Genomic DNA, 17,789 nt, shown 5'->3' with positions numbered 1-17,789 from the left:
TGATTTCCCCACCTATCTTTAAAAATTCAGGAACAGTGTTTCTGAATTTCGTTCATAACAAACCATCACAGCATGAGAATTTTATCTGTCATTCTTCTGGCAATGTTTTCTATTGCCTTGCAGGCACAACAGCCTGCACCTAAAAAAGCAAATTATGCATTGGCTGCCCGCTTCGCCCCGGGCAAGATCAGCAAAATGTTATTCAGTACATCAGTTGATCCGCATTGGCTCAAATTATCCGATCGTTTTTGGTACGTGTATGAAACACGTGACGGAAAGTACTGGTACATTGTTGATGCTGCCAAAGGAACCAAACGAAACATGTTCGACAATGCAAAACTGGCTGCAGAAATTACAAAGATTGTAAAAGACCCGTTTGACGCACAGCACTTGCCAATCGAACGATTGAAGTTTACAAACGATGAGAACAGCATTCAGTTCGAAGTAAAAAGTACGATCGATGAAGTAAAGAAAGATACCACTACCCGTGCCACAGGTGCCGGTGGAAGAGGTGGAGCCCGCCCCGGTGCTCCGGCTGCAACCCAGAAAAAAATCTTCTACTTCGAATATAACCTCAACACAGGTGTATTAACTGAATTGAAAGATTACGAAAAACCAAAAGACCGTTTAACATGGGCTACATTTTCGCCTGATAAAAAATATGTTCTTTTTTCAAAGAAGCACAACCTGTATTACATGGATAGTGCTAACTACCGCAAAGCGCAGATCAAAGAAGATGACAGTACCATTGTTGAATATCAGTTAACAACCGATGGTGTGGAAGACTATGGTTATGGCGGAGGTTTTGGTAACGAGACCAATGTAGAAAAAGAGTTGAACAAGAATAAACGCAAGTCTGCATTTGTAATGTGGAGCCCCGATGGCAAACATTTTGCACTTACACGTACGGATAACCGTAAGGTGAAAGATCTGTGGGTGATCAACAATATTGCGGAACCACGTCCTACATTGGAAACATACAAGTACCAGATGCCGGGTGAAAAAGAAGCGCCGATCCGTGAAGTATATGTTTTCAATTTCGACAGCAAAACCTCAAAGAAGATCAGTGCGTCAGCATTTAAAGATCAGGAGATCGCTGTATGGTCGGCACCGTTAAAACAAAATCAGCGTGATGAAGAAAACCGTGCAACGATCTGGCATGGTACCAACGAAAAGTTTTACATGGCACGCACCAGTCGTGATCTGAAACGCATCGACGTTTGTGCGGTGAATGTTGCAACTGCTACCGTTACACCGATCATTGAAGAACGCATGAATACCTATGTTGAAAATCGTCGGCTTGGTTTGGTGAACGGCGGTAAAGAAATGATCCAGTGGAGTGAGCGTGATGGCTGGGCACATTTTTATTTGTATGATGAAAATGGTAAACTCAAAAATCAAATCACCAGTGGTGCTTTCCATTGCGAAGACATTGAAAGCATTGATGAAAAAAACCGTGTATTGTATTTCACAGCGAATGGCCGTAACGTCAACGAAGATCCATACTATCTCCACCTGTATCGTATCAACTTTGATGGTACAGGATTAAAGCAGCTTACAGAAACGAATTTCGATAACAGTGCAAGCATGGACGATAACAGCCGCTATTTCATCAACACCTATTCACGAGTGAATACAGCCCCTGTGTCGTTGTTGCAGGACAACAATGGCAGAACCATTATGCAGTTGGAGAAAACAGATATGAGTGGTTTGTTTGAAGCGGGTTACAAATTTCCTGAACCATTTAAAGTAAAAGCAGCTGATGGCATTACAGATCTGTATGGTGTTATGTATAAGCCGTTTGATTTCGACAGTACAAAAACTTATCCCATCATTGAGTATGTATATCCGGGTCCGCAAACGGAAGCCGTGAATAAAGCATTTGGCCGTGGAATGGATCGTGTGGATCGCCTGGCACAATTAGGATTTGTGGTGATTACCGTTGGTAACAGAGGTGGACATCCATCACGCAGCAAATGGTATCATAACTATGGGTATGGTAACCTGCGTGATTATGGTTTGGAGGATAAGAAAACTGCGATCGAACAACTGAGCTATCGTCATAAGTTTATCGATGCAAACAAAGTGGGTATTCATGGACATAGCGGTGGTGGTTTTATGAGCACAGCAGCGATGTTGGTGTATCCCGATTTCTTTAAAGTAGCAGTGAGCAGTGCAGGTAATCATGAAAACAATATTTACAACCGTTGGTGGAGCGAAAAACATCATGGCGTAAAAGAGCAGGTGAATGATAAAGGCGATACCAGTTTTATTTATTCAATTGAACGGAATCCTGAATTGGCAAAAAACCTGAAAGGTCATTTGATGCTGAGTCATGGTGATATTGATAACAACGTACATCCTGCCAATACACTTCGCATGGCGAATGCTCTCATTAAAGCCAATAAGCGTTTTGAACTGGTGGTACTTCCCGGTCAGCGTCACGGTTATGGCACAATGACGGAGTACTTCTTCTGGAAGATGTGTGATTATTTCTCCCGTCATTTGCTGGGCGATGATTCGCAGCCGGTAGATATGGAAGAAATGAACCGTGAAATTGAAAAAGGCGATCCTTCTAAATAACGAATGCAGAAATAAGCTAAGCCGGTCAGTTCAAAAGCTGACCGGCTTTTTTATGTGTAATCACCAATTGTTGTTCCACTATTCCCTTGCTGTGAATGCATTCATTTCAACAAAAACAAATAACCCTGAATTGTAAAGCAAATTCGCCGATTTTGATTAAATTAGTAGGCCGGGCCTTCCACCTGCTTACCCGGTCTACTACATTATGAGGACTCGAGAACATGGAAAATTCCTTGCATTTCTGGTAAGTACCCTTGCTGCTTTACTCTTGTGTTTACAACCTGTTGCACAGTGCCCTCCGAATATTGATTTTGAAAATGGAAGCTTTGATAACTGGACGGCTTATACCGGTTCTGTTTCTGCAGGTACAGGACAAAATGTAATGTCTCTCAATCCAACAGGAGCTGTTTATGGTGGGCAACATGAAATATTTTCAAGAGCTACTAATGCATTTGACCGTGATTTCTTTGGCGACTTTCCGGTTGTTTGTCCTAATGGAAGTGGTTATTCTGTAAAGTTAGGGAATACACAAGGTGGTGCACAAGCCGAAGGATTATCATATGAGTTTACGATACCGGCGAACATGAATACCTATTCCATTACCTATCATTATGCCGTTGTATTCGAAGGGCCTAATCATCGTGATGCGGAACAACCTCGCTTAGAAATAGAAGTAACGAATGTTACAGATAACACACTCATCGAATGTTCTTCGTTTAAATTCATCCCTTTTGGTTCTGCATTGCCGGGCTTTTTTGAATCAGGAAACAGGCAAGTGGAGAACACACCGGTTTGGTGCAAAGACTGGACAGCAGTAACGATCAATTTAAATGGACAGGCAGGTAAAACGATCCGCTTGTTTTTTAAAACCAGCGATTGCACATTTGTTCGCCATTTTGGATATGCATATATCGATGTAAATACAGAATGTACCGGTGAGTTTACAGGTGCTACATTTTGTCCGGCCGATACGTCTGTAAATGTGGTGGCACCGTTTGGTTTTCAAGAGTACAAATGGTTTAACAGCAGCTTTACACAACAATTAGGGAATAGCCCGAATCTCATTTTACGTCCACCATATCCAACCGGTTCTTTGTTAGCAGTGGAAGTAACGCCTTACGACGGATATGGATGTAAAGACACGTTATATGCCCGTTTAGTAGATACATTGACCCTTCCTGCCAATGCAGGCAAGGATACATTGTATTGTGGCACTACACCTGTACTCATTGGAGAAAATGCAAAGCCGGGTCTTAGTTATCGATGGTCGCCCGTTACCGGCTTATCCGATCCTAATATTTCAAATCCGTTTGCGAGTCCATTGTTGCCAACACAGTATGTACTAACGGTGTCGAGTGGTGGCGGAGGTTGTTTTAAACGAGATACGGTGTTTGTTAATTCATCCGTCCCTGATACCTCGTTACTGTTGTTAGGCAAAACTGATTTCTGCAGTACCACCGGCGATAGTGCGGTATTGGTTGTAGATGATGATATGTTTGTACAGTGGTACAAAGATGGTGCGGCCATAAGCGGTGCACGACAAAATCGTTATCGAGTATTAACAACGGGAAATTATTCTGCAATGGTACGTAACAGAGATGGCTGTGAATTGCCAACAAGGCGTATCCAGATAAATATTGAAGTGCCTGCTGTCGGGATAACATATCCTGTACAATATACATTTCAAAATACAGCACTCACATTAACAGCACGCAACTTCGGTGCAGAGGTATTGTGGATGCCGCCGCTGTATCTTGATAATCCAGCCTTGTTAAATCCCATCTTTCAAAACGGAACCATCAGCAATCAGTTATACCGTATTCAAATTACATCGGCAGCCGGTTGCTTGACCATCGATACACAATTGGTGAAAACAATTAAAGAGATCACCATTTTTGTTCCAAATGCTTTTACACCAAACAACGATCAACTCAATGATCGTGTTATTCCGATATCAGAAGGTATTAAAACAGTTTATTCATTCAGAGTATTTAACCGGTGGGGGCTTCAACTTTTCTCATGGACACCAGGTGCACCTGGCTGGGATGGTACATTTAAAGGATTGCCACAACTTCCCGGTGTGTATGTGTGGCAGTTCAGAGGGTTGGGAATTGATGAAAAGATTTTTGAACGCAAAGGTGTTATTACGTTGATACGTTAGCAAACCCTGCATGGATCACCGCTTTTTGTTTCCTTTTTATTTTTCATTACAGTGATGCATGCTTTTAGTATGTTTGGTTTCTTATTTTATAATATGAAATACTGTTTTTTCAGCATCGCTTTTATTTTCGCTGCTACGCTTGGAAAAGCGGCGATTCATTTTTCTGATACCACTCACTCTTTTCCCGACAGTCTTCGTATAAGTGGAGTACTTGTACAGGTGAATGCGCAGGAGATCAAAACAAGAAAAGAGGTGAAAGCGGGAGTGCAAGCAGGCGATGTAAAATTGTTTGTTGAGGCCGATAAAAAAGAAAAAGAAATCGTGTTTACATTTCCGGAAACTGCTGAAGTGGTTGCAACCGGTATTGATGTAGAACTGGATAAGCCCGGTGAACTGGAATGGGAATACGATCTTCCTGCAAATGAAAAAATGCAGCTTTATATTGCCACCGCAAGCGATTCGGCTGCCAACTTTACGCTCTACTCCGGTTATGTTTATTTAGCGAAAGAAAGCAAATGGAAACTGATCGGCACTTGTAAAATAAATGGACGTTGGGGTTTTCTAAAAACAGCAACCGGCTTTACTTCTTTACGGAAAAAATATCCACTTGCATTACAGGTTCAACAGTTGTGGGCACAACGTGTCAACGGTTCATTCAAAGAATTTACAACAACCGCTTCCAAGGCACCGGTACTTGCGCCTTTTTCAAATGTTGACAGTGTAAAACAAATGGAAGCAGATGAGCAAATGATCCTGCAAATGATCAAAGATGGCAAGACCGATGCAAAAACAAAAGGAAATGATATTTATTACAGTATTATGAAAGATGGTACCGGCAGACAAGTATTGGTAACAGATACCGTGGTTGTTTTTTACAAAGGGTATTTGTTAAGTGATGGTTCCGTATTTGATCAAACAAGAGATAAGCCGGCTACATTTCCGTTGAACCGATTGATCAAAGGATGGCAGTTGGGTGTGCCGTTTTGTAAAGTGGGAGGGAAGATCAAGTTGGTTATTCCATCAGGGCTATCGTATTCCATCCGCACCAGGGCAGCGAAGATTCCACCTAACAGTACATTGGTATTTGAAATTGAAGTTGTAGAAGTGAAATAAAGTAACAGCAGCGAATGAAAGCAGCAACAGTACAGGAAATTAAACAGGAGTTGATCAATCTGCCACAAACAAAAGTAACTGAGCTTTGTTTGCGGTTGGCACGTTTCAAGAAAGAGAACAAGGAGTTGCTTACTTATTTGTTATTTGAGGCTGATGATACAGCGTTATACATCAAACATGTGAATGAAGAAGTTGACGGGCTGTTTGAAGATATCAATAAGAGCAATGTTTATTTTGTAAAAAAGACTCTTCGAAAAATTACAAGAACAGCCGCCAAATACATTCGTTACAGCGGAAGCGAAACCGTGGAAGCAGAAGTTCTGATTCATTTGTGTACTAGAATTAAAGAACTTGGTACTGCTGTTAACAGTAATACCATCATCAGCAATATCTACAAAGCTCAGTTGAAGAAAATTGAGAAAGCTGTTGCTGCCATGCATGAAGATCTGCAATATGATTATGTAAAGCAGGTGCGAAAGCTGGAAGGAAAATAATAAAGCCGAAACAACGAAAACACCATGTTCTCTAAGCAACCTCTGTAATCTTAGTGACGCCTTTGTGTTCTCCGTGCTCCTCTCTCTTATAATTCAAACTCCCACACCGTTCTGTACGTTCCATATTCTTCTACATATGTCAGGAACTTATTATAGAACGGATCAGCGCCTATGGTTGCACTATCGCCAATTACAAATAGTTGTTCCTTCGCTCTTGTCATGGCAACGTTCATACGTCGGTAATCTTTCAAAAAGCCGATCTCACCTTCATCATTACTTCTTACCAATGACAGAACGATCGCTTCTTTTTCCTGTCCCTGAAAACTATCGATGGTGCTGATGCGGAGTTGTTTTGGCAATAATTCTTTTGCAGCACTTACCTGTCCGGCATAAGGTGAAATAAAAGCAGTAGTTAATAGATCGAGTGTTTCTGTTTCCATGATCTTTTGTACAATTGCCAGCTCACCTTCATTTTGCAAACTGCTTCCGTCCGGTCCATGCTTTTCGTTATAACCTGATCCGGCTGTATCAATAAACGTTAGATGCACACCCGTGTTTTGCAAATGCTCAGCCGTATGCAAAAGGTTCGTATAAAAATAATGACTGCTGAAACCGGCAATCGCTTGCCGCATCCGGTATTGTGTGTTCAACAGAATTACATGTTCGGTTTTGCTGACGGCTCTTTCTAAAATTGATTCGTTGAAACCAAGTGCCGCTGCTTCCCGACTTAACACGGTAGGAGGTAACTGCCAATGATCACCGGCTAACACAACTTTATCTGCTAATGGAAAAATACACCATGCCAAGGGTTCCATGCATTGCCCCGCTTCATCAATCACCAATGTTTGAAAATGAAGATGGTTGATGCCTGCATCATACAAACCAATGGGTGTGCCGGCAATTACAGTTGCTTCAGCAAATAATTTTTCTTCGTTGTAGGCCTGTAGTTTTTTTATTTCTGTACGAATATTTTTTACTTCTTTGAATAACAAGCTTCGTTGTTCCCGTTCTGCTTTGCCAAAACTGCGTTTGTATTTCAACGCCATCTTGCGGAATTCTTCCGCTCTTATTTTTAATTGCTTGATCTCTTTTTGTGCATTGCTGGTCTTTAATTTTCCTTCAGGTGTATGGGTAAAGATCTGTTCATCTACTTTGCTGATGTTACCCACACGTAACAGGTTAACGCCTTGCTGTATCAAGCCTTTAGCTAAATGATCCACAGCGGTATTGCTGGGGGCAGCAACTATAACTTTCTCTCCGGCTTTTATCAGTTGAAGGATGGCTTCGATCAAAGTGGTTGTTTTTCCTGTACCCGGAGGCCCATGTACAATGCAGATGTTTTCATTTTGTACAACAGCGGAAACTGCTTGTTGCTGACTGGCATTGAGTTTTGCATTTCGAAAATCAAGCGATGGCATTGCAGCGGGCGCAGAACTTTCAGCTACAGGATTGGCTGCATGCAGTTGTTCAAACAGTTGAAAAAGCGGTTCATTTTTTTCCAAACCCTGCATCACTTTTTTCATGATGCTGCTGGTACGTGTATCAGGCGCCAATTTTATTCCAACACCATCATCTTCGATCCAATCAGGAAAGTCGGGCGCAAATAATCGAAACTCTCCATTCTTTCCATCGAGATTCAGCAGCACGCCTTTCACCGGTTCTTCACCTGTAATAAAACATTCAATGGCTGCACCATCCCGAAACAAATTTACTTCGGGCGGAAAATTGAGTTTGAATGTGATCTCTGGATAATCGGCATAACCAAAATTTCGTCGTGTAACAACAATAGGATGCAGGGCAAGACCTTCTGCTTTTAATTGCCGAAGCGTGTGCGTCTGATCAAGTTTATAACGGTTGGCCTGTTCCTTTTCTTCTAAATCAATACAAGTCAGTAATGTTTGGATATGTGGATGCATGTAAAAAAATCAACTTCTTTTAATTTTAAATAAATAAACCCCATTCATCTTCAAATTCATCTTTTTCAAATGTGCATACCCATGCTTTGAACAGCTCACGAAACGTATCAATTTCATTTCTGATCACTTGACGATATTCTGCGCTCATCAGTCCATCGGCTAACAATCCATTAGTGGATATTTTTATATACTGCGCATTCTTCCGGATAATGGAAGCATTTTCCATTCGTATGATGTACATGCCGGATTCCGAACTTCTGATCTTTACTGCTACTTCAAATGCATCGCCTAACAGCGTGCCTTTAAAATCTTCAATATAATCTTTATCAAACAAGCCATCGTCTTTTGCTTCTTCGAGCGAATCGAGTCCTGCACGTAAAACCGTCATTACTTCGTTCCATTGTTCATACATGGCTTTACAAGCTTCCCTGGTTGGCTTAGGCTTCCAGCTTTCGCCTTCCTCATCATTATCAAATTCATCATCTTCCCAGGGAGGGAGTTCGTGAAAATCATCGTTTCTCATAATTGATCAATTTAGAAATTTTCCGGCTGAATGTAGTGTATGCTTCTTTATACGCTTCGAATCGATCCGCACAACTTACTGTTACAGCCAGCGATTGAAGATGTTCACATTGTTGTAAAGATAGGAACTCATTCAAATGCATGGAATTACATCTTGTTTGCTTTGAAGTTCGTTGATTTTTAACATTTCACTGATCACTTTTCCTGGCAGAGATGAAAGTCATCTTTTATTTTTACCAAAACAGCTATACATGAAATACAGGTTATTTTTAGCAGCTATTTTTAGCGCTGCGCTTGTTTCGGCACAAACAACTCCTCAAGTGTTTGAGCCGGGTATAATATCAACAGGTGGTGAATTTGGTTTAACTATTTCGCCCGATTCAAAAACAGCTTTTTGGGTCTGGTCGAATGGAGGCAGAGATACCTTGATCATTATGCAATCAGTTAAACGAAATGGTAAATGGCAGAAACCTGTGCCTGCCGTTTTTTCAACACGTAATGCTAAATGGAAAGATATTGATCCGATATTCAGTCCGGATGGGAAAACAGTTTTATTTCAATCGAACAGACCTGTGCCAGGGCAACCACAACGGAAAGGATTTGATATATGGCAATCAACTAAAACAAAAACAGGATGGAGTGAAGCAAAACATCTTGGCAATGTGATCAATACCGATTCTTCAGAATCATTTGCTTCTGTGAGTAAGAATGGTGCGATCTATTTTATGAAGACGAATGAAGATGGAAAGGGAAGCTCGGATATTTATTTTTCAAGGAAGGTAAATGGCCTATATCAAACCGTACAAAATATCGGCTCACCAATCAATACAACCGAACGTGAATCAAATCCATATATTTCTTCAAAGGAAGATTATATCATTTATTTTTCGACCGATCCGAAAGGATATGGCGATGTTGATCTGTATATCAGTTTTAAAAAAGATGGGAAGTGGTCATTGCCGAAAAATCTTGGACAGCCCATTAATTCTGTTGATGCAGAGTTTTGCCCGTTTGTGCACGAAAAAGAAAAACGCATTTACTTTGCACGCCAGAAAAAAATTCCAGGAACCAATCGTTATGTGGAAGAATTGTATTGGTTCCCGTTTGACGTAAACAAGTACCGCTGATATTTATCGACCGTTAACTCAAGCACTCCAGCCTGTAACTAAATTACAGGCTGTTTTCATTTTTTTTGAGTTTTAGTTTTACATCCGAAACATAAGGAAGAAGATACTTTGTATCACTTTCTGTAAACCTAAACTTAAAACGATTACAATGAAATCTATTTATGGATCACTTATCTGTCTGATGCTTTTTGCACAAAGCTATGCTCACATAATTCAACCTGATAGTTCCGGAAAGGGAACGAAAAAAGGAAATGTTGAATACGGCTGGAAAGTTGAAGCAGGTGAATCATTTTCAACAATGAGTGTGTCAGATGTTTCACCACGCACAACACTTAGTCCGAAATTTGGATTCATTGCCGGCTTATCATTTATTGCTGATGATTTTCGTATCGGCCGATTGGTCATTAGTGCACAATATCAGCAGGCCGGTTTAAAAGTTGCTACAAAAGATGTTGGTGACGGGGTAATCTTATTGCATTATTTTAAAATTCCTGTACAGTATCATTTTTATATCGGCCGATCAAAGCGATTGTTCGCCGGTGGCGGAGGATACATTGCACCGTTATTATCTCACAGTACTGAACAGATGAGTTTGAATTTTGAAAAATATAAAAACTATGATGCGGGAGCAATGTTAACCGCAGGTTATAGTTTAACTCCCCGTATTCTTTTGGAAGGTGGAGTGCAAAGGGGGTTTGTAAATGTTGATGCGTCAGAAGCACGCCGTTCATCAAGAAATGGAATGGCTTTTCTGTTACTGAGTTTCACATTAGGCTCTTCCACATCGGGTCACATAAAAGAGGCAAAGCTTACCTGTCGAAAGTCGGGTGGTGACCAACAAGAATACTGAGTAGATTATTTTGCAGGTTGCTGATTAACAAAGGGCAGGATTTATTCTTGCCTTTTTTGTTTTTGAAGTTGACCGATTGCTGTTGCGCAAATACACCCGCAGATTGTCGTGATCGCAGCTTTTATTTTTTGCAGAATGATTCTATGTTTGTTGTGTTCATCAACAACAAAAAAACTACATCATCATGCAAAAGATCACTCCGTTTTTATGGTTCGATAACAATGCCGAGGAGGCCATGAATTTTTACATATCAGTGTTTAAGAATTCGAAAATGATTTCAACGATGCCCGGACCTGACGGAACAGTCATGGGTGTTTCGTTTGAATTGGATGGTGCAGAGTTTAAAGCAATTAATGCAGGCCCAAGATTTAAATTCAATGAATCGATCTCATTTTTTGTAAGTGCAGACACACAGGAAGAAATTGATCATTATTGGGAACACTTAACAGCCGATGGCGGTGAGGAAAGTATGTGTGGTTGGTTGAAAGATAAGTTTGGTTTGAGCTGGCAGATCATTCCATCGATGCTCGGCGAATTGCTCAGCCATCCTGATCGTGAGAAAGCAAGCCGTGCTATGCAGGCAATGCTGCAGATGAAGAAGATCATTCTTGCAGATCTGCAAAATGCGTAATATTATTTTTTGTAGATTGCTGTACATCTTAAACCATTCATCATGACAACTAAAACCAATTGGCCGGAAGCAATCAAGCCTTTACTTAAAAAATACAAAGGCAAACAACATCCGTTGGAGTATAAAAATACTTACCAATTGGTGGTGATGGTGGTATTATCGGCACAGGATTCTGACAGGAACATCAACAGCCTTGCACCAAAATTATTTGAAGCCTATCCCAATATGCAGGCGTTGACAAAAGCAACAGAAGAAACATTGTTTCCTTTCATTAGTAAAGTGCGCAACTTTGGCAACAAAGCAAAATGGCTCACGGGCATCGCAGAAAAAATTAAGAAAGACAGTAATATCCCTGATACGCTGGATGCGTTGGTTGAGTTGCCGGGCATCGGTCGTAAATCGGCTTGCGTTATCCTTCGTGAAAGTGGTAAACCTGCCGAAGGTGTTATTGTTGATTTGCATGTGGTTCGTGTTGCGCCAAGGCTTGGCATTGCAACCGGTACCGATCCCAAGAAAATAGAAAAGCAGATCATGGAAGCCTTGCCGCAAAAAGATTGGGATGCTGGTATGGCGATGTCATTTTTGGGTAGGGAGATCTGCCGGCCAAAACCGAATTGTGAGAAATGTTTGATGAACACGGTTTGTGTGTATTATAGCGAGAATTCGTGATGGACTTTATTCAGTACTCTCACTTATTTTTACAGATATTTTATCTGCTCTAATGTTAACAGGATAGAGAGACGTATTCGTTTATGACATAGAAAGATGAATAAGAGGAGTCAATTTTCAACTCCTCTTATTTACAAATTAAAAGCTTTGTTCATCAGCACTGGGGCCGTAGCTGCCGGGAATAGGAATATCAAGCAAACGCAGATAAACACCTAACTGTGCACGATGGTGCACCACCTGACAAAAACATTGACGCAAAAAATCACGTTTTAATTCATTGCTGTAAATAGTTTCACCGCTTCGGAGTATCCAACGATCGGTTAACTGTTCATCTGTTACATTTACCAGAGCCTGTTGTCCTTCTGTCAACGCTTGTTCAAAGTAGGTCAGTAATTCCTGCTCTGTCGAAAGAGGTACAGGTTGGTAAGGATTGGCTTCAAAGTCGAGTTCTTTTGTTTTGATCACCAAATTGATCCATGTAGGTAACTCGGCAATATGTGTAGCCAGTTGTTTCAATGTCATACTTTTTTGATGTGGCTGCCAATGAAAAAGATCCGCCGGCACACGTTCCAGCATTTTACGTGTTGTTACTGATTCTTGTTTCAGTTCATTGAGAAATGATTCGGTAAATGTCATGATGTTTTGATTTTGAACTACAAAACAACAATGAGCCACTGACAACCCTATGGCAGTGCTTTCTCCAGCCGAAAAAATTAATAGTTTACCGGCAATTGTTTCATGAATTCAGAAATGCTGATATGGTTTTTTTTCTGAAAAGGCAGCTCGGTGATCTGAACTTGTTTGATACGTTGCAGTTTGAAATCACGATAATCTTTGCGCAAGTAGCACCAGCCGATCAAGTGCCAGCTGAATGCATAAAAGATAAGACCGATCGGCTCGAGTTTTCGTTTTGTGCTTTCTTCTTTGGCATTTGTATAATCGATCGTGATAACCGTTTGATTGGTAATTGCGGCCTGCAGTTGCGAAAGGTATTCGAAGTTTAACAGCAGGTTTGGGTGCATCTGCATACGGATGCTGTTATCAAGTAAATCGAGTTTTTCTTTTTGTGTAGAACGCAGAACAGCTTTTACTTTATTGAGTGCAGACGAATAATGTTTCTGGATCGATTTGTCGGCAAAGCCATATACAAGCGATTCTGTGAGCAACAATGCGTTTGCTTCTTCGCTGCTGAAAGCAACAGGCGGCAGAAAATAACCCTGCACCACAAAATAACCACGGTTCGGTTCAAAGCTTACCGGGATGCCCAACTCAACCAACGCTTTTACATCACGGTAAACAGTGCGTACGCTGATGCTATATTTATCAGCGATCTTTTCTGCAGGTACAAATTTTTTTGATTGCAGCAGCGTAACAATTCCTAAAAGTCGATCCATACGGTTCATACAGTAAAGTAAATGGATTTTTTCTTTATCTGAACATTCAGTGCCTGTTGTCCGGTTCCTGAAAATTGAGTTTATTTATGGTATGAAAGATATTGTGTTATTGCATGGTGCTATTGGTGCAAAAGATCAACTACAACCATTGACTGATTTATTGAAAAATGATTTTAATGTTCATGCTTTCAATTTTAGCGGACATGGAGGTAAGCCGTTTACTGAAGAACCATTTTCAATTCAGGCATTTGCAGCCGAATTGCAAGAATATCTTTTAATCCAGCAGATTAAGCACGCATCTGTATTTGGTTACAGCATGGGTGGATATATAGCATTGTACCTTGCAAAACAACAACCGCAATTATTCAGTGAAATTGTAACACTTGCTACAAAATTTGAATGGAATGAAGCAGTGTCCGCAAAAGAAGCTGGAATGTTGAATGCAGAGGTGATACACGAGAAAGTACCACTGTTTGCAGGGCAGTTAAAGCAAAGGCATGAACCAAACGATTGGAAATTGGTGCTGGAAAAAACAAAAGAGATGTTGCTGCAGATGGGAAAAGAAAAACCACTCCAATTGAACGATTATACAATAATCAATCTGCCGGTACTTTTATTGCTTGGTGATAATGATAAGATGGTAACGAAAGAAGAAACAGAGGCTGTACAAAAAGTATTACCAAATAGTCGCTTTCAACTACTGGAACAAACTGCTCACCCAATTGAAAAAACAGACATTGCTGTGTTAGCAGGTATTATTCGTGAATTCTGTAAAATAAATGAATGATGATCAGGGTTGCAACAGAAAAAGATTACCCGGTTTTAATTGATGTGTGGGAGCAGTCAGTAAGAGCTACCCATCATTTTCTGCCGGAAGATTATTTACAGGAAATAAAACTGATGTTGCCTGCGATCTTTCCTGCAGTTCCTGTTTACGTTTATGAAGATGATACAAAACAGCTTCTTGGGTTTACAGGTGTGGCAGATGGGAAAATTGAAATGCTCTTTCTTAAACCCGAAGCAAGAGGGAAGGGTATCGGTAAAATATTACTTCACTATTCAATGCATATCCTCGGTGCATATGAGTTGGATGTAAATCAGCAGAACGAACAAGCTGTTGGGTTTTATGAGCATATGGGCTTTGCTGTTATTGAGCGAAAGGAAACAGATGGTTTGGGCAGGCCGTTTCCATTACTCAGTATGAAATATATTGGCTAATCAGCCAAACAAAAAAAGGAAGGAGCTCCAGCTCCTTCCTTTTTTAATACAGATGGTTCTATTGTCCGGTATTGCTGTTTCTTTCACGAATCACTTTAGCGAAATTGATGTATTGATATTCTCCAAGAATTGTACGGTTGAGTAAAAGTTTATAAATGCCGCCTTTAAAATTCACCGAGGTTTCAATTATATCATTTTTTACAATCGGTTTTGCTGTCGTTTTGCTGTTGATGAGCAACTCATACATTACACGTCCATTTACTGTTGCAGGAATTGGTAGTTGATGCAGATGTAAAATGGTTGGCACAAGATCAACATTGGAAGTAGGTAATTCACTTTCGAACGATGGCTTAAACGATGGTCCTGCTGCCAGTAATGCAATATGCACTTCGTATGGACTTAAGCTGCCATGCCCGGCAACGCCTCTTGAATAACTCGTGCCGGCATATCCTGCAGTGTTTTTTTCATCGTTCCAATTTACATCCACCAATATATCAGCCATCCGTTCTTCGTGGTTCCAGTGAATGCTTTCAAACGAAAGTGTACCGGCAATATGCCCCTTGGTGTCGCCTTTTTTGATTCCCTTTGTAAAAATAGCGCCGATCCATTCTTCAGCTTGTAATGCAGTTACGATCTGTTGAAGTAAGTCTTTGTTATGATCTTTAATGTAAATAGCACCGCCGGCAATTACAACATCATCTGAATCTTTTTCTTTTTTTAATCCTTTGCGGATGAGAAATTCAACAAGCCCATCTTTTCCAACATGCGTAACAAATCCATGATCGGTTGAAATAACAATGTTGAAATTATCGGCTAAACCTTTTTGTTCCAGATCGGTAAGGATTCGGCCAAACTGTTCATCTACCGATTTTATCGAAGCTATTGCAGTAGGTGAACCAATACCGTCGGCATGTGCAGTGCCATCAGGATCAGAAAACCAGATCGCACTTACCAACGGACCATCCAAATGCAATCCATATTTCATCAATGCGTTAGTGATCCATGTATGCCTTGCTGTATTTGGTTTGCCGGCAGGAGGAATAGTGCCCACTTCTGCAATCACTTTTTCTTTGATGCTTTCCGGTAAAATCATGGCAGGATTAATAATAGCACCACTTACCGTATGGTTTTGCATCAATGCCTGACCGGTAGTACCAGAGCTGAACACCATCATATCTTTGCCATGTTGCTTTAATACTTCTCCCAACGAAATGGCTGTGATCAAATGGCCGTTCAGCGCTTTGTTGATGGCATTTAATTCAGATGCATCTCCTGTATTTAAACTTTTAGTTGTACTAACCTGTGGGAAATAAACACTGTTGCCCATTAAACCATGCGTGCCGGGATAGCTGCCCGTTGCATAAGATGTTGCATTCACTCTTGTTACAGTTGGAAATACACTGTGATGTGCTTTTCCATAGCTGGCTTTTTTTCTGAAGGCGTACAGGTTGGGCATTTCATCTGCTGTAATATAATCAGGTCGCAATCCATCAAAGAAAACGATCAATGTGCGGATACTGTCAGTTGATTTTGTTTGTGCAGAAAGCGTCATGCAAACAAGCAAACAAAATGCGAGGCTGCTGTTTTTTTTCATGTACTGAAGTTTATATTGAACGGTTATTTATCCCACCATACTTTTATATCGCTGTTGTCTCCGCCCATTGCTGTTTGGGCGGCAGCAAGATTTTCAGGATTGAGCGATTGCAGATAAGAAGGATAGGGAACACGGGAAGGAAATTTGTTTTCTGCCGGCACACCGTTCCCTCTTGGCAAAACAGGATAACCAGTTCTTCTTTTTTCAAACCATGCCTGATAATCCACAAAGAAGTAAGCATAGTATTTCTGCAACATGATACGCTCTAATTGTTCCTCGTTCGATGCGTTCTCATCATACACCAAACCCGACTGCTTCAAATAACCTGCAGGCATGGTTACTGCCCATTGATTCATAGAGGCTGCTACACCAGCTTCATAATGTTGTTTGGCTGTTTTGCCCGTTACAAACCCTTTTAATGCAAGTTCGGCTTTTATAAATTCTACTTCGGCATAAGTAAGCATCACACCTAATGAAGGTAGCGTACGCATTACATCATTATAACTTGAATTAGCACCAACCTGGTATTCTGTTGTTGTTGGATAACCGCTTTCGATACCACGAAATACACTTGTGCCATTTACTGTAACAGGACGAACCCATACAGCACGTCTTGGATCATTGTCTGCATTCATCTTGTCAAGAAAGAATTTGGTAAAGTAAGTACCATCTCGCCACTCAAGTTGCCTTGCATTGTAATATGGATTGAAATACGGGAAGGTGCCGGGGAAACGGAAGATCGCTTCATCTGCATTTGATGTGAAAAGCGGGTATTGAGAAGGGTTTTGCAGCATTGCATTGATCTGCTCAGTAATATTCAATTCCCCATCACGCTTTGAAAGACGTAACAGTAAACGCAACTTTAATGAATTGGCAAATTTCTTCCACTTCACAATACCCGGATTTGAATTTCCGGTTACAGTATTTGCGTTGTATAACATGTCGCCACCATACGTTAATGCCTTGGTTGAATTGAATAATGCATTTGCAGTATCAAGATTTTTCAGCAGTTGTATATAAATGTCTTTCTGTTTATCAAAAGCTGGTTTAAACACTCCATCTGTTGCTTTGATGGCTTGTGTAAACGGCACATCACCATACAGATCAGTAAGAATAGAATACGCCCAGCTTTTGTACACCAACGCAATAGCCTTGTAATTATCTTCTTTCAATGTAACGGAGATATTGTAGATGTCTTCAATATCAGTTAGATAATTATAAAAGTTGCTCCATACTGCTGCGCCAGGGTTCACAACATAGCGATGCAAACCTTGACCGCCTGGACTTGAGCGTGGCGCATCCACCTGCATTAACTCGTGCGTAAAACCACGACTTGCCTGAATGCTTGTACTAACGATGCGATATTGCACCTGGCCCAGCATCACACCGGGTGTAATTTGTTTCGGTCTGTTGGGATCTGTATTTAGCTCTTCGAATTTTTTTGAACAGGCTGTAAGCAACAACACTGTAACTAGAAGAGTTGAAAAGGAATATCTGAATTTCATGATCGTTGCTGT

Annotated in this window: 16 protein-coding genes; 10 read left to right on the top strand and 6 right to left on the bottom strand. The window is 40.7% G+C overall.

Features of this window, described 5'->3' with window-relative positions; all coding sequences use genetic code 11:
• The first annotated feature begins 72 nt into the window (after positions 1-72).
• The 4 genes from WG989_RS18705 to WG989_RS18690 all read left to right on the top strand — a co-directional run bounded on the left by WG989_RS18705 (position 73) and on the right by WG989_RS18690 (position 6,351).
• Positions 73-2,583 (top strand): S9 family peptidase, encoded by a 2,511-nt coding sequence (locus WG989_RS18705; RefSeq protein ID WP_340431574.1) that lies wholly within the window; start codon positions 73-75, stop codon positions 2,581-2,583.
• A gap of 205 nt (positions 2,584-2,788) precedes the next feature.
• A complete protein-coding gene (locus tag WG989_RS18700; RefSeq protein ID WP_340431573.1) occupies positions 2,789-4,744 on the top strand; it encodes a T9SS type B sorting domain-containing protein in 1,956 nt (651 codons plus the stop codon).
• A gap of 93 nt (positions 4,745-4,837) precedes the next feature.
• Positions 4,838-5,857, top strand: a complete 1,020-nt coding sequence (locus WG989_RS18695) for an FKBP-type peptidyl-prolyl cis-trans isomerase (protein ID WP_340431572.1) — start codon at positions 4,838-4,840, stop codon at positions 5,855-5,857.
• A gap of 14 nt (positions 5,858-5,871) precedes the next feature.
• On the top strand, positions 5,872-6,351 hold the full coding sequence (locus tag WG989_RS18690; RefSeq protein ID WP_340431571.1) for a hypothetical protein: 480 nt from the start codon (positions 5,872-5,874) through the stop codon (positions 6,349-6,351).
• 86 nt (positions 6,352-6,437) lie between these two features.
• Here the strand turns inward: WG989_RS18690 and WG989_RS18685 are convergent, their stop codons facing one another.
• Entirely contained in the window at positions 6,438-8,267 is a 1,830-nt protein-coding gene (locus tag WG989_RS18685; RefSeq protein ID WP_340431570.1) for an AAA domain-containing protein, read from the bottom strand.
• Between the two features lie 25 nt (positions 8,268-8,292).
• Positions 8,293-8,790, bottom strand: a complete 498-nt coding sequence (locus WG989_RS18680) for a hypothetical protein (RefSeq protein ID WP_340431569.1) — start codon at positions 8,788-8,790, stop codon at positions 8,293-8,295.
• A gap of 250 nt (positions 8,791-9,040) precedes the next feature.
• Between WG989_RS18680 and WG989_RS18675 the strand changes: the two genes are divergently transcribed.
• The 4 genes from WG989_RS18675 to WG989_RS18660 all read left to right on the top strand — a co-directional run bounded on the left by WG989_RS18675 (position 9,041) and on the right by WG989_RS18660 (position 12,066).
• On the top strand, positions 9,041-9,916 hold the full coding sequence (locus WG989_RS18675) for a TolB family protein (protein ID WP_340431568.1): 876 nt from the start codon (positions 9,041-9,043) through the stop codon (positions 9,914-9,916).
• 148 nt (positions 9,917-10,064) lie between these two features.
• Positions 10,065-10,766, top strand: coding sequence for an outer membrane beta-barrel protein (locus WG989_RS18670; protein WP_340431567.1), 702 nt, complete (start codon positions 10,065-10,067; stop codon positions 10,764-10,766).
• A gap of 184 nt (positions 10,767-10,950) precedes the next feature.
• Positions 10,951-11,397, top strand: a complete 447-nt coding sequence (locus WG989_RS18665) for a VOC family protein (RefSeq protein WP_340431566.1) — start codon at positions 10,951-10,953, stop codon at positions 11,395-11,397.
• Positions 11,398-11,439: 42 nt separating this feature from the next.
• The gene (locus WG989_RS18660; protein ID WP_340431565.1) at positions 11,440-12,066 is read left to right on the top strand and encodes an endonuclease III domain-containing protein; all 627 of its coding nucleotides are present in this window, start codon (positions 11,440-11,442) and stop codon (positions 12,064-12,066) included.
• A 138-nt stretch (positions 12,067-12,204) separates the two neighbouring features.
• Here WG989_RS18660 and WG989_RS18655 read toward each other — a convergent pair whose 3' ends face one another.
• Together WG989_RS18655 and WG989_RS18650 are read right to left on the bottom strand one after the other, a co-directional pair.
• Positions 12,205-12,702, bottom strand: coding sequence for a DinB family protein (locus WG989_RS18655; protein ID WP_340431564.1), 498 nt, complete (start codon positions 12,700-12,702; stop codon positions 12,205-12,207).
• Positions 12,703-12,779: 77 nt separating this feature from the next.
• Entirely contained in the window at positions 12,780-13,460 is a 681-nt protein-coding gene (locus WG989_RS18650) for a helix-turn-helix transcriptional regulator (RefSeq protein WP_340431563.1), read from the bottom strand.
• Between the two features lie 49 nt (positions 13,461-13,509).
• Between WG989_RS18650 and WG989_RS18645 the strand changes: the two genes are divergently transcribed.
• Positions 13,510-14,247 carry an alpha/beta fold hydrolase gene (locus WG989_RS18645; RefSeq protein WP_340431562.1) on the top strand — a complete coding sequence of 246 codons (738 nt, stop codon included), beginning with the start codon at positions 13,510-13,512 and terminating at the stop codon, positions 14,245-14,247.
• The gene (locus tag WG989_RS18640) at positions 14,247-14,678 is read left to right on the top strand and encodes an acetyltransferase (protein WP_340431561.1); all 432 of its coding nucleotides are present in this window, start codon (positions 14,247-14,249) and stop codon (positions 14,676-14,678) included. The genes WG989_RS18645 and WG989_RS18640 overlap by 1 nt, the downstream gene beginning before the upstream one ends.
• A 58-nt stretch (positions 14,679-14,736) precedes the next feature.
• Here the strand turns inward: WG989_RS18640 and WG989_RS18635 are convergent, their stop codons facing one another.
• Together WG989_RS18635 and WG989_RS18630 are read right to left on the bottom strand one after the other, a co-directional pair.
• Entirely contained in the window at positions 14,737-16,272 is a 1,536-nt protein-coding gene (locus WG989_RS18635; RefSeq protein WP_340431560.1) for an alkaline phosphatase family protein, read from the bottom strand.
• A gap of 23 nt (positions 16,273-16,295) precedes the next feature.
• Positions 16,296-17,777, bottom strand: a complete 1,482-nt coding sequence (locus tag WG989_RS18630) for a SusD/RagB family nutrient-binding outer membrane lipoprotein (RefSeq protein WP_340431559.1) — start codon at positions 17,775-17,777, stop codon at positions 16,296-16,298.
• Positions 17,778-17,789: the final 12 nt, after the last annotated feature.

This window comes from Lacibacter sp. H407 (assembly GCF_037892605.1).
GTDB lineage: Bacteria > Bacteroidota > Bacteroidia > Chitinophagales > Chitinophagaceae > Lacibacter.
This window is presented reverse-complemented; position numbering and strand designations above follow the sequence as displayed.

Bases quoted from the DNA above. Each gene is read 5' to 3' on its own strand.
- WG989_RS18690 (WP_340431571.1), top strand. From the start codon at position 5,872: ATGAAAGCAGCAACAGTACAGGAAATTAAACAGGAGTTGATCAATCTG.
- WG989_RS18640 (WP_340431561.1), top strand. From the start codon at position 14,247: ATGATCAGGGTTGCAACAGAAAAAGATTACCCGGTTTTAATTGATGTG.
- WG989_RS18675 (WP_340431568.1), top strand. From the start codon at position 9,041: ATGAAATACAGGTTATTTTTAGCAGCTATTTTTAGCGCTGCGCTTGTT.
- WG989_RS18655 (WP_340431564.1), bottom strand. From the start codon at position 12,702: ATGACATTTACCGAATCATTTCTCAATGAACTGAAACAAGAATCAGTA.
- WG989_RS18650 (WP_340431563.1), bottom strand. From the start codon at position 13,460: ATGGATCGACTTTTAGGAATTGTTACGCTGCTGCAATCAAAAAAATTT.
- WG989_RS18700 (WP_340431573.1), top strand. From the start codon at position 2,789: ATGAGGACTCGAGAACATGGAAAATTCCTTGCATTTCTGGTAAGTACC.
- WG989_RS18680 (WP_340431569.1), bottom strand. From the start codon at position 8,790: ATGAGAAACGATGATTTTCACGAACTCCCTCCCTGGGAAGATGATGAA.
- WG989_RS18665 (WP_340431566.1), top strand. From the start codon at position 10,951: ATGCAAAAGATCACTCCGTTTTTATGGTTCGATAACAATGCCGAGGAG.
- WG989_RS18695 (WP_340431572.1), top strand. From the start codon at position 4,838: ATGAAATACTGTTTTTTCAGCATCGCTTTTATTTTCGCTGCTACGCTT.
- WG989_RS18685 (WP_340431570.1), bottom strand. From the start codon at position 8,267: ATGCATCCACATATCCAAACATTACTGACTTGTATTGATTTAGAAGAA.
- WG989_RS18705 (WP_340431574.1), top strand. From the start codon at position 73: ATGAGAATTTTATCTGTCATTCTTCTGGCAATGTTTTCTATTGCCTTG.
- WG989_RS18635 (WP_340431560.1), bottom strand. From the start codon at position 16,272: ATGAAAAAAAACAGCAGCCTCGCATTTTGTTTGCTTGTTTGCATGACG.
- WG989_RS18670 (WP_340431567.1), top strand. From the start codon at position 10,065: ATGAAATCTATTTATGGATCACTTATCTGTCTGATGCTTTTTGCACAA.
- WG989_RS18660 (WP_340431565.1), top strand. From the start codon at position 11,440: ATGACAACTAAAACCAATTGGCCGGAAGCAATCAAGCCTTTACTTAAA.
- WG989_RS18630 (WP_340431559.1), bottom strand. From the start codon at position 17,777: ATGAAATTCAGATATTCCTTTTCAACTCTTCTAGTTACAGTGTTGTTG.